Annotated in this window: 9 protein-coding genes; 5 read left to right on the top strand and 4 right to left on the bottom strand. The window is 72.5% G+C overall.

Annotation, left to right across the window (positions count from 1 at the left end; genetic code table 11):
- Positions 1-6 precede the first annotated feature (6 nt).
- Positions 7-4,224, top strand: coding sequence for an FtsK/SpoIIIE domain-containing protein (locus EDF47_RS06715; RefSeq protein ID WP_133937238.1), 4,218 nt, complete (start codon positions 7-9; stop codon positions 4,222-4,224).
- A gap of 88 nt (positions 4,225-4,312) precedes the next feature.
- Here EDF47_RS06715 and EDF47_RS06720 read toward each other — a convergent pair whose 3' ends face one another.
- The 3 genes from EDF47_RS06720 to EDF47_RS06730 are packed head-to-tail and all read right to left on the bottom strand — an operon-like array spanning position 4,313 to position 7,895.
- Positions 4,313-6,316 carry a serine/threonine-protein kinase gene (locus EDF47_RS06720; protein WP_133937236.1) on the bottom strand — a complete coding sequence of 668 codons (2,004 nt, stop codon included), beginning with the start codon at positions 6,314-6,316 and terminating at the stop codon, positions 4,313-4,315.
- A gap of 56 nt (positions 6,317-6,372) precedes the next feature.
- A complete protein-coding gene (gene mshD, locus EDF47_RS06725; RefSeq protein ID WP_133937234.1) occupies positions 6,373-7,212 on the bottom strand; it encodes a mycothiol synthase in 840 nt (279 codons plus the stop codon).
- The gene (locus tag EDF47_RS06730; RefSeq protein WP_123293289.1) at positions 7,212-7,895 is read right to left on the bottom strand and encodes a response regulator transcription factor; all 684 of its coding nucleotides are present in this window, start codon (positions 7,893-7,895) and stop codon (positions 7,212-7,214) included. Before EDF47_RS06730 ends, mshD begins: the two co-directional genes overlap by 1 nt.
- A 178-nt stretch (positions 7,896-8,073) precedes the next feature.
- On the opposite strand from EDF47_RS06730, the gene EDF47_RS06735 reads away from it, so the two are divergent.
- The 3 genes from EDF47_RS06735 to EDF47_RS06745 all read left to right on the top strand — a co-directional run bounded on the left by EDF47_RS06735 (position 8,074) and on the right by EDF47_RS06745 (position 10,189).
- Complete coding sequence (locus EDF47_RS06735; protein ID WP_131877491.1) at positions 8,074-8,355, top strand: hypothetical protein; 282 nt, start codon at positions 8,074-8,076, stop codon at positions 8,353-8,355.
- A gap of 137 nt (positions 8,356-8,492) precedes the next feature.
- A complete protein-coding gene (locus tag EDF47_RS06740) occupies positions 8,493-9,095 on the top strand; it encodes an FABP family protein (protein ID WP_123293291.1) in 603 nt (200 codons plus the stop codon).
- Positions 9,095-10,189, top strand: coding sequence for a folate-binding protein YgfZ (locus EDF47_RS06745; protein WP_133937232.1), 1,095 nt, complete (start codon positions 9,095-9,097; stop codon positions 10,187-10,189). Before EDF47_RS06740 ends, EDF47_RS06745 begins: the two co-directional genes overlap by 1 nt.
- 207 nt (positions 10,190-10,396) lie before the next feature.
- On the opposite strand, the gene EDF47_RS06750 is transcribed toward EDF47_RS06745, so the two are convergent.
- The gene (locus EDF47_RS06750) at positions 10,397-11,170 is read right to left on the bottom strand and encodes a class I SAM-dependent methyltransferase (protein ID WP_133937230.1); all 774 of its coding nucleotides are present in this window, start codon (positions 11,168-11,170) and stop codon (positions 10,397-10,399) included.
- A gap of 45 nt (positions 11,171-11,215) precedes the next feature.
- Between EDF47_RS06750 and EDF47_RS06755 the strand changes: the two genes are divergently transcribed.
- The gene (locus EDF47_RS06755; protein ID WP_123293294.1) at positions 11,216-11,962 is read left to right on the top strand and encodes a phosphoglyceromutase; all 747 of its coding nucleotides are present in this window, start codon (positions 11,216-11,218) and stop codon (positions 11,960-11,962) included.
- Positions 11,963-12,038: the final 76 nt, after the last annotated feature.

Consider the following 12,038-nt stretch of genomic DNA (forward strand, 5'->3'; position numbering starts at 1 on the left):
GCGAGCATGCGCCTGTTGATCGAGCTCGACGACCGACGTGATGCGGTCGAGGTCGACGGGTGGTCCGGCGCATCCTCGCTCGGGGACCTCGTGTCCGCGGCCATCGGCCTCACGCTCGAACCCGGCACCACCCTGGCGGTCGACGGGCACCGCACCAGCGTCGACACCCCGCTCCGTGACCTGGTGCTGCTCGAGGGATCGCGCATCGGACGAACCCCCGAGGAACGGCCGCTCGGCACCGACGGCTGGACCGTCACGCTCGCCGGCGGGCTCGAAGCCGGCCTCGTGGTGCCGGTCCCGCGCGGGCGGAAGCTCGTGGTCGGCCGGGCGCCGCAGGCCGACGTCGTGCTCCCCACCGAGAGCGCGTCGTGGGAGCACTGCACCGTCGAGCGCGAGGACGACGGTGTGCGGGTGCGTGATGCGGGATCGACGAACGGCACCGTCATCGCCGGGGAGCGCATCGACGCCGAGGGCGTCCTGCTCACCGGGACGACGAGCGTCATCGGGGGCGGGGCTGTGCTGCTCGTCCGGCCGGCGCTCGACGAGGTCCCCGTGCCCGCGGCCGGCTCGATGGCGAACCTGACCCCGGCGGCGACGGCGCCGTTCAACCGTCCACCGCGCGCCGGACGGACCTCCGACGCCGAGACGGTCGTGCCACCCGGACGCAAGGACGTGCCACCGGCGTCGAAGTTCAGCTGGATCACCGTCGCCGCGCCCCTGGTGCTCGCCGGGGCGATGGTGCTCCTGCTCGGCGACGCACGGTTCGCGCTCTTCGCCCTGCTCTCCCCGGTCACCGCGATCGGCATGTGGTTCGAGCAGAAGCACCGCCGCGCGAAGAACCTCAAAGAAGAGGACACCCGCTTCGCCGAGGCTGTGGAGTCCTTCCGCGGTGAGATCTCCGAGGCCGCGGCCGTCGAGGCCGCCCGCCGCCAGGAGCTCGTGCCCGACCCAGCGACCGTGGTGCGGCGAGCCGAACTGCCGACCACCCTGCTGTGGCAGCGTCGATCGGACGACGAGGACTTCCTGAGCCTGCACGCCGGCACCGGAGACGCTCCCTGGCGGCCCGAGGTCGACCAGCGTGCAGCGTCCGCGAAGCTCGAGGACGAGGCGAAGGCCGCCATCGCGGACAGCCGTCTGACGGCCGCGCCGGTGGTTGCCGACCTGTCCGACGCCGGCGTCGTCGGGATCGTCGGCGACCGTCAGGGCGCCCTCGCCCTGGCGCGCAGCCTGCTCACGCAGGCCACCGTGCACTGCGGTCCAGCGGACCTGACGGTGGGCGTCTTCTGCGACGCGGGCCGCGCGGACGACTGGGGGTGGGCCTCCTGGCTGCCGCACGCGCGTGTGGCGGGGAGCAGCACCGGCGCCCGCTGGATGTCGGCGCAGCGCGACCAGAGCGCGGCGATGCTCCGTGGCCTGCGGGAGTCGCTCGACGAGCTGCCGACGCCGAACCTGCTCGTCGTGGTCGACTCCGAGGTGCTCACCGAGGGACGGGATGCCCCTGCCCGCAACCTGCTCGGCCAGGGCCGCACGGTGCCCGGGCAGTCCCTGCGCCCGGGGGAGCGACCGCGCCGGGTGAGCGGCATCGTCATCGCGACGAACGAGCAGCAGCTCCCCGCCGCCTGCACGTCGATCATCACGGTCGGTGCCGATGCCGCCGCCACGGTCTACCGGCCGGAAGACCGGACCCGTGTCGAGGACGTCGTGCTCGCCGGCCTCAGCGTCGAGACCGCCGAGCGCAGCGCCCGCAGCGTGGCGCACTTCGACGATCCCGAACTGCTGGTGCCGGGGGCGTCCTTGCCCGCGCTCGTCCGCCTGCCGGAGCTGTTGTCGGGCGACGGGATCCGCACGGCGTGGGACACGCGCACGGGCTTCTCGACCCCGATCGGCTCGTCCGAGAGCGGTGTGCTCGAGATCGACCTCGTGCGCGACGGCCCGCACGGCCTGGTCGGCGGCACGACGGGTTCGGGCAAGAGCGAGTTCCTCCGGTCCCTCGTGGCCGGGCTCGCCGCGCGGAACGACCCGACGCGCCTGAACTTCCTGCTCGTCGACTTCAAGGGTGGTGCGGCCTTCGCAGCGTGTGAGCGCCTCCCGCACACCATCGGCACGATCAGCAACCTCGACGAACAGCTCGCCGACCGTGCGATCCGGGCACTCGAGGCCGAGCTCGAGCGACGGCAGCGCGTGTTCGCCGCGGCCGGGGCGGACATCGACAATCTCGACGCCTACCTGGCGACGAAGCCGAACGAGCCGATGCCGCGCCTGCTCCTCGTCGTGGACGAGTTCGCGATGCTCGCGAAGGACTTCCCGGACGTCCTGACGTCGCTCGTCAGCATCGCGGCCGTCGGCCGAACGCTCGGCGTCCACATGATCCTCGCCACCCAGCGGCCGGCCGGTGTGGTGAGCGAGGACATCCTCGCGAACACGAACATGCGGGTCGCCCTGCGGGTGCAGAGCCGCGAGGACTCGACGAACGTCATCGGTGTCCCCGCCGCAGCCGGGATCGGTCGACAGCAGACCGGCCGCGCCTACGTGAAGCTCGGGCAGGACGACATCACCCCGGTGCAGACCGCCCTGGTCACCGGCCGTGCCCGTGACGAGCGTGCCGAGCAGCCGGTGTCCGTCCGACCGACGGACGTCTTCGGCGTTCCCGCGCCGGTGCCTGCCCCGGCTCCGACGGCGTCCGACGTGACCGACCTCGACCAGCTCATCGAGTCGATCGGGCAGGCGAACGAGGCTGCCGGGTACACCCCGCCGCGCCCGATCTGGCCCGAGGCGCTCGGCGACCGCGTCGAGCTCGCCGCCCTGATCGACCCGCGCCCCGCGTCGGTGCCCGTCGCCCTCGCCGACGACCCGGACCACCAGCGCCAGATCACCACCGGATGGGACCTCGACGAGGGCAACCTCATGCTCATGGGCATCCCCGGCAGCGGGACGAGCACCGCCCTCGCCACTATCGCGCTCCAGCTCGCCGCCGCGTCGAGCCCTGACGAGCTCGACCTCCTCGTGCTCGACATGGGTCCGGGGGACCTCGCTCCACTCGCGCAGCTGCCGCACACGACGGCCTACGTCGGCTCGGGTGCCGGTGCGGGGGAGCTGCAGACGCGGTTCCTGCGGCACCTCCGCGTCGAGCTCGAGCGTCGCCGTGCGGCACCCGGTGGGCGCCGTGCCGTGGTGCTCATCGACGGCCTCGCCGCATTGCGCGACGAGTACCAGGACTTCGAGGGCCAGCAGCTGCTCGACGCGCTCTACCGGGTGTACGCCGAGGGTCCGGCGCTCGGCATCTCCTTCGCGGTCTCCACGACCCGCGCGAAGGCCGTGCCGTCGGCGATGGACGAGGTCACCACGCAGAAGTGGATGTTCCGCCTCGCCGACCCCTACGACTACGCGTCCATCGGGGTCCGCCCCAAGGACGTCCCGCCGCCGGTGCCCGGCCGTTTCATCGACTCGACCATGCGGCTGCAGTCGCACGTCGCGACGCCGGACGTCCCGCTCGCGCAGGCCGTCGCACGGATCGCGGAGACCCGGTCGGACGCTACGAAGAAGGCGAGTGCGGTCGGCCGGCTCCCAGACGCCGTGCTCGTGGACGAACTCGGCACCGGCGCGGTGTTCGCGGGCGAGCCCTGGCGGATCCCGATCGGCATCGCCGAGGACGACCTGCAGCCCGCGTCCGTCGAGGTCTACGACGGCGAACACGTGCTCGTCGCCGGCCCGGCACGGTCCGGCAAGTCGAGCGTGCTCCTCGCCGTCGCCGAACTCGCGCGGACAGCCGAGGGCGTGCGTCCAGCCGTGTGGGCGATCTGTGACCGCCGTTCCCCGCTTGCTGCCGGTTCGTTCGACCGCATCGCCGTCGGCCCGGACGAGGTCCCGGCCCTGTTGGCCGGGCTGCGGCTCGAGCGTGGACCGGTGCTGCTGTTGATCGACGACGCGGAGCGGTTCGAGGACGGCGACCAGGCCATCGCGACGCTCCTCACGACCGAGCGCCCCGGACTGTGCGTCGTGGCGGCCGGCCGGTCCGCTGACCTCCGGTCGCTGTACAGCCACTGGACCCGTGCGGTCCGGAAGTCCCGGTGTGGCGTCCTGCTGCAGCCGGACGTCGACTACGACGGCGAGCTCCTCGGCGTCACGCTGCCACGTCGCGCACCGGTCGCGTTGACCGTCGGCCGCGGCTACGCCGCTTCAGGCGGTGCCGTCCGTCTCGTGCAGACCGCGTCCGCCGGCAGCTGACCGAGACGCCGAGACCGTCGGCCTGGAGGCCCGTGGCCGCGTCCGCCACGGACGGCAGGCGCGACCCGCAGTCACGACCAGAGCGCGCTCAGTCGCGCGTCGTGATCCCGAAGGGCGAGCTCTCGAGGTTCGTGAAGTTCCCCACCGTCGCCCGCACCGTGCACGACGGCGCGACCGACAGGGCCGTGACGACCAGCCCGTCGGACGACACCGCCAGTGCCCCCGAGCAGCCGTCGGCGAACCGCACGCCGGACTCCCCGCCGGCCACGTCGACGAGCATCTGCGACGGGCGTCCCGTGGCGGGACTGCGGTAGAGCGGGTTGAGCTCGTCGGCACCGTTCGGCCACACCGGTACCAGGGTGACCGGCAGGGCCGTCTGACTGACCGTGCGGTCGGGCGTCCGGACCTCGATGCCCTGCAACCGCTGCACCGGGTAGGCGGTCCCGCGCACCGAGTCGTCGGTGACGGCAGCTGTGGTCGCCTCGCCGACGCCGTCGAGCCACGTCTGCAACGCCGCGCCGTCCGTGACGGAGGCGAGCGGCACCGAGGCCTCGACCGTGACGTCGCCGCCAGCGGGGACCTCGACGCCGGACAGGGCCCAGGCGCACGCGGTGTCGACACCCGTCAGTGAGGGCTGGTTGCGCTTCGCCGAGATGCCCTCGCCGGTCCAGGTGACGGCGGGGCACGAGGCACCCGAGCGGGCTCCGGGGACGACCTCGAGGAACGGACCGGTCAGGGCCGATGCCTGCGCCGCGTACGTGACGCGCAGGTCGACGGTTCCCTTCGCCGGGTCGATGGTCGCGCGGCGGGTGGTCGCGAGGCCGGTGGGCAGTGGGCGGTCCTGCTGGTAGGCGTTGGCGGCCTGTGCGGTCGCGGTGCCGGTACCGGGCGTCTTCCGCACGGCACCGGGCAGCCAGACGACCCCGCCGACGACGAGCGCGGCCACGAGCACCACGCCGATGCCGCCGAACAGGAGCGCACGGTTCGTCAGCCACTCGGGCCGGGCGAACCGACGCGTCGGTACCGGCTCGGCGGCGGGGGCGGTGGGCAGCGGCTGTCGTGCCATCGGCCGGATGACGGTCTGCGACCCGGCGGGGCCGAGTTCCGGGGCCGGCCCGGCCAGGGCTTCGTCCTCTGGTACCCCGGTGTCATCCCGATCAGCATCGCGCTCCGGACGGACCCCGCGGACCACGGTGGCCGGCCGCTCGACCTCGTCGAACGCGTCTGGATCGCTCGTCGCGGCCAGCGCAGGGGCCGAGGCGAGGGACCGGGCGAGTCGCCGCAGGGTCGCCGCGGCGTCCGCTGCTGCCGGGCGGCTGTTCGGGTCCTTCGTCAGCAGGGCGGACACCGCGGACCACAGCGCATCGGGCACGTCGAGCGGCGGTGGGTTCGAGGTGACGTGCCGGTACGCCACGGCGAAGTCCGTGCCGGGCCCGGCGAAGGGCGTTCGGCCGGACAACAGCTCGTAGAGCATGACCCCGGCGCCGTAGACGTCCGCAGCGGGACCGGCGCGGCCGTGGCTGATCGACTCGGGGGCCATGTACTGCGGTGTGCCGAGGAGCCCGGTGGTCGTGCGCTCGCGTTCGGCGACGACCGACGCGATGCCGAAGTCGGTGACCCGGACGTCGCCCGTCGCACCGGGGACCCAGGCGGTCTGGAGCAGCACGTTGTCGGGCTTGACGTCGCGGTGGGTCACGTCGCGTTCGTGTGCCGCGGCGAGGGCGTCGAGCGCCTCGGCGGTGATCGTCAGGGCGTCCCGCGGGGTCAGCGGACCGTTCGATGCGAGCAGATCGCGCGCGGACCCACCCGGCACCAGGTCCATGACGATCGCGAGCCGGTCGCCCTCGACGACCAGGTCCCGCACCCCCACGATCGAGGGGTGCTGCAGTGCGAGGAGCACCGAACGCTCGCGGACGAAGCGTTCGACGATCTGCGGGTCGGCGGCGAGCTCGGCACGGAGCAGCTTCGCGGCGACGTGCTCGCCGGTCGCGGTGTGCTCGGTGCGCCAGACCTCGCCGGTGGCACCGGTCCCGAGCAGCTCGACCAATCGGTACGACGCGCCGAGCGGCTCACCCTGACCGTACTGCGCCACTGCGTCCCCGACTTCCCGATTCCCCCGGTGGCCGACCCCTCGCCGACCACGCAATGTTACCGGCCGGTCGGCGCCTCCGCCTGCTCCGGCGCGGCGTACTGCACGTCGATCGCGTACTGCTCGAACCCGGATCGCCGGTAGAGCGCCAGCGCGGGCTCGTTGTCGCCCTCGACGTACAGTGCAGCGGCGGTCAAGCCGCGGCCGCTGAGTCGACCGGTCCCCGCGCGCATGAGCACCCCGCCGAGCCGCTGTCCCTGCAGGTCGGGCCGGACGGCGACGGCGTAGAACTCGCCGATGCCGTCCTCGACCTTGAGCCAGCACGAACCGGCGAGCTGCCCGGAGGCGTCGCGGAGCAGCAGCAGGTCCTCGCCGGAGAACCAGGCGTCCGATTCGCGGGCGTGCAGGTCGTCGAGTGTCATGCGGCCCTGCTCGGGGTGGTGTGCGAAGGCCGCGGCGTTGAGGGCGAGCCAGTCGGCCTCGTCCTCGGTGCCGGGTCGGAACGCGGACAGGCTGTACCCAGCCGGCACGTCGACGGGAGCCGCGTCCGAAGACGGCGCGCCACCGTCGATCGGCGCCCGGAGCTGCAGCAGGGTGCGGACCGCGCGCCAGCCGAACCGATCGGCCAGGGCCCGTGCTGCGGGGTGGTCCCCGTGTGCCCAGGCGAGCACCGGAGCGGCCCCGCCGCCCAGCGCGAGCGCCTGCGTGACGAGGGCGGTGCCGGTGCCGCGGCCACGGGCCTCCCGGTCGACCACGAGTTCCAGCTCGCCGTCACGGACCACGGCGACCCCGTCGTCGGTCTCGAGGACCGTCGCGCGCCCCGCGCGGACGTCGACCAGGGTCTGGTCGGAGAACGGCGGCGCCTCACCGGGCACCACGAACCGTGCGAGGTCCGGCACTACTGGCCCATCAGGCGCTCGGCCTCGTCGTCGTAGACGTTGAAGCGGTACCCGACGTTGCGGACCGTGCCGATGAGCGACTCGAGGTCGCCGAGCTTGGCGCGGAGACGTCGGACGTGCACGTCGACCGTGCGGGTGCCGCCGAAGTAGTCGTAGCCCCAAACCTCGCTGAGCAGCTGCTCGCGCGTGAAGACCCGGGACGGGTGCGTGGCGAAGAACCGGAGGAGCTCGAACTCCTTGAACGTCAGGTCGAGCGGTCGGCCGCGGACCTTCGCCGAGTAGCTGGCCTCGTCGATGACGACACCCGATGCCTGGATCTTCGAGCTGGACTGCCCCTTGGCCGCACGGCCCGCGGACAACCGGATGCGGGCGTCGATCTCGGCCGGGCCCGCGCTCTCGAGCACCACGTCGTCGACGTTCCACTCGCTGTTGACGGCGGTCAGGCCACCCTCGGTCACGACGAGCACGATGGGCGTCGTCGAGCCGGACGAGGCGAGGATCTTGCACAGGGCCTTCGCGCTGACCAGGTCGGTGCGGGCGTCCACGAACATCAGGTCGCTCTGCGGCGCGTTGACCAGCTGTGCGGCCTCGGCCGGCACGTGACGGATCCTGTGGCTCAGGAGACCGAGGCTCGGCAGGACGTCGCCGGGCGCGGTCGAGGTGAGTACCAGGAGCTGTGCCACAGGACCTCCGCAGGTGGATGACGTCGTGGACACATCCTAGTGATGCTCGGGAAGTCCTCATCCGGCCGGACGGTTTGCGCGTGAAGCCGCAAGCGCCGGGCGCGGGGCTGCGCCCGCGCGCCGGGCGCGCAGTCGCTGCGCCTGCGCGCCGGGCGTCACCCCTGTCATGATGGAACGCGTGACCCAGCCAGTGCAGCCCACCGACCAGCGGCGCCTCAAGCTGACGTCCGTCCTGCCGGTCTGGATCCTCAGCGTCGCCGGGGCGGTGCTCGTCCTGACGCTCGCCGAGCGCGACGCCTTCGCCTGGCTGCTGCTCGTGTTCGTCGCCTGCGTGATGGTGAGCTTCGTGCTCCAGCTCATCACCGCGACGAAGGACGGGCTGGTCGAACGGATCAGCATCGCGTCGTCCGGTGCCTTCGTCGTGGTCCTCGTCACCGCGGTGGTGCTCCTGGCGCGTTGAGCCGAGCCGCGTAGACTCCAGGGCATGGATTCGCTGCTTGCGCTCGAGCTGTTCTACGTGGGCCTCCTCGGCCTGGCGTCGCTCGCGATCGCGTTCATCTCGGTCGTCGTCGTCGTGAAGCTGTTCAAGGGTCAGCGTTGATCGAGCTCCCCGAGGGCCTGGCGCCCGAACTGGTCCCGTTGTCGTGGCTCGTCGGCGTCTGGGAGGGCACCGGCGTCGTGGAGTACCCCGTCGGTGACGAAGAGGCACCACGCACCTACGAGTTCGGCCAGCGCGTGAGCTTCAGTCACGACGGCCTGCCGTACCTCAACTACTCGTCCACGACGTGGCTGCTCGACGACGACCACACCCCGCTCGCCGCCGAGATGGGCTACTGGCGGATCGACCGTCCGACCGAGCCCGGCGACCGCGGCCCCGCGATGCTCCTGGGTGAGGGACCGACGCCGTTCACCACCGTCGAGAGCGTCGAGGCGCTGCGCAACACCACCGACGGCTTCGACGTCGAGGCCGCGATCGTGCACCCGACGGGCGTCAACGAGCTCTACGTCGGCCGCGTCCTCAAGGGCCGGATCGACCTGGCCACCGACGCCGTGATGCGCTCGCCGAACGCGAAGGACTACTCCGCCGCGACCCGCCTGTACGGCCTGGTCGAGGGCAAGTTGTTCTGGGCGTGGGACATCGCCGCGCTCGGTCGTGAACTCACCTCGCACGCCTCGGGGCAGCTCGCGAAGGTCGACTGATGTCGGCGTTCGCGGTGCGCGACGGGTTCGTCGCGGCATCTGACGCGCCCGGCGCGCCCGCAGCCCACTTCGGCAACCCCCTGGGCGAGCAACGGCTGCTGGCCCGTGGCCGCGCGGTCGTCGAGCTCGGTCTCGGCATGGTCACCGTCTCCGGCCCGGACCGCCTGTCGTGGCTCAACTCGATCACCTCGCAGCAGCTGACCGGCCTGCCGACCGGCGTCAGCACCGAGACCCTCGTGCTCGACCAGTCCGGCCGGGTCGAGCACGCCGCCCGCGTGGTCGACGACGGTGCGGTCGTGTGGCTCCTCACCGAGTCGCAGGACGCAGCACCGCTCGCCGCCTGGCTCGACTCGATGCGCTTCATGCTCCGGGTCGAGGTCGCCGACCGTTCGGCCGACTTCGCGACCCTCGGCTGGTTCGGCGAGGCCGCCCCGTTCGCGTCGACCGTCCTGCCGGACCCGCCCGTCGTCGAGTGGGTCGACCCGTGGGCGGCCGTCACGCCCGGTGGGTGGAGCTACGCCGCCCAGGAGGCCCATCCCGGCTCCGACTGGACCCTCCGCGTCGCCGTGGTCACGCCCGGCACCTCGGCCGCGATCGCTGCGTCGGACGAACCCGTCGCGGGGCTGCTCGCGTACGAGGCACTGCGGATCGCCGCCTGGCGTCCGACGCTGTCCGATGCCGACGAGCGCACCATCCCGCACGAGCTCGACTGGCTCCGCTCCGCCGTGCACCTGACGAAGGGCTGCTACCGCGGGCAGGAGACCGTCGCGAAGGTGCACAACCTGGGCCACCCGCCGCGTCGGGTCGTGCAGCTGCACCTCGACGGCTCCGACGCCGTGCTGCCAGCTCCGGGCACGCCCGTGATGCTCGGCGACAAGGAAGTCGGGCGACTGTCGGCCTCGGCGGTCCACCACGAGCTCGGCCCGATCGGGCTGGCCGTGGTCAAGCGTTCCCTCGACCCGACCGCGACGCTGACGCTCATCGCCGACGACGTCGTGGTGACGGCGGCGCAGGAGACCATCGTCCCGCCGGAGGCCGGCGCCACGGCGAACGTCCCGCGGCTCCCCCGGCTCGGAGCCGTCAAGCGCTCCTAGCGTTCGCCGCCGGTCGTCGGTCGCCTGGTGTGTGCGCAGGTTTCCGACAGTCCACGAGTTGATCGACTGGTGTTCCGTCGGGTGATGCGCACGCATCCTGTGCGTGTGCATCTTCCGACAGTGCACGCGGTGATCGACTCGTGGATCGTCGCGAATTCGCCGCCGCCGCCGTGGCGCAGTCCCGCCGCCGCGCCGCCGCCGCGACCGTCAGGCGGGCGCGACCACGTCCCACGGCACACTGAGCTCGCCGAGCCGCCACCTCGTCGGCCCGTGCAGCACCGGCCACCCGCGGTCGCGCATGCCCCGCGCCGTGGCGATCCACCGCTGCCGGGGCCCGTACGTGCCGAGCGGCGCCGCGACCGCCCACGACAGGTCGAGGTCGCGCAGGAACGCGTGCACCCGCTCACCCGGCACGTTCCGGTGGATGAGCGCCTTCGGTAGCCGTTCGGCGACGATCGACGGCACGTCGAGTCCGGCGAGCCGCAGCGACACCGTGAACGACACCGGCGCGTGCTCGTCGAGCGTCACCCACGAGGCCACCCGCCCGACCTCGTTGCACGTCCCCTCGACCAGCGCGCCGCCGGGCTGCAGCCGGTCCTGCATGATCCGCCACGACCCCACCACGGCGGACTCGTCGTACTGCCGCAGCACGTTGAACGCCCGGATCACGGCCGGTCGGCGCTGCCCGGGCGTGGGTGTCTCGAAGCCGCCGAGCCGGAACGTCACACCGTCGCGGGTGCCCGCGTTCGCGAACGCCACGCGTGCCGGTTCGATCTCGATGCCGGTGACCTCGACGTCCGGACGCACCAGGGCGAGACGGTCGCGCAGCTCGAGCGTCGTCGTCGGCGAGGCCCCGTACCCGACGTCGGCGACCAGCGGGTCGTCGGCCTTGCGGAGTGCCGGCAGCGACGCGATCCACCGGTCGACACGGCGGAGCCGGTTGTACCCGGTCGTCCCGCGCGTCACGTTCCCGATGGGCATGACGTCAAGGGTACGGGCCTGCCGACGCTCGGTAGACTCGGGAGCATGACCTCCACGCTCGTCCTGCTCCGTCACGGAAACAGTGACTGGAACCAGAAGAACCTGTTCACCGGTTGGGTCGACGTCCGGCTCAGCGAGCTGGGCGAGAAGGAGGCGAAGCGCGCCGGCGACCTCATCGCCGAATCGGGCATCGTCCCCGACGTCCTGTACACCTCGCTCCTCACCCGCGCGATCCAGACGGCCGACATCGCGCTGCTCCAGGCCGACCTCGCCTGGCTGCCGGTCAAGCGGGACTGGCGCCTCAACGAACGTCACTACGGCGACCTGCAGGGCAAGGACAAGGCCCAGACGCTGGCCGAGTACGGCGAGCAGCAGTTCATGGAGTGGCGCCGGTCGTTCGACGTCCCGCCGCCCCCCATCGCCGACGGCGCCGAGTGGTCGCAGGCCGGTGACCGCCGCTACGCCGACCTCGGCGACCAGCTGCCGCGCACCGAGTCGCTCAAGCTCGTGATCGACCGGCTGCTGCCGTACTGGGAGTCGGACATCACGAAGGACCTGGGCGAGGGCAAGACCGTGCTGGTCACCGCGCACGGCAACTCGCTCCGCGCGCTCGTCAAGCACCTCGACGACATCTCCGACGACGACATCGCCGGCCTGAACATCCCGACGGGCATCCCACTGGTGTACGAGCTCGACGACGACTTCCGTCCGACGAAGCCGGCGTACTACCTCGACCCCGAGGCCGCTGCCGCCGGCGCTGCCGCCGTGGCTGCCCAGGGCGCCAAGAAGTAGCACCGCACGCATGAACGCCCCGTCCGGTCTCCGGGCGGGGCGTTCGTCGTTCTGCCTGGTGTGGCCGCGAAAGCGA

It is taken from the genome of Curtobacterium sp. PhB190 (genome assembly GCF_004365385.1).
In the GTDB taxonomy this organism is placed as follows: domain Bacteria; phylum Actinomycetota; class Actinomycetes; order Actinomycetales; family Microbacteriaceae; genus Curtobacterium.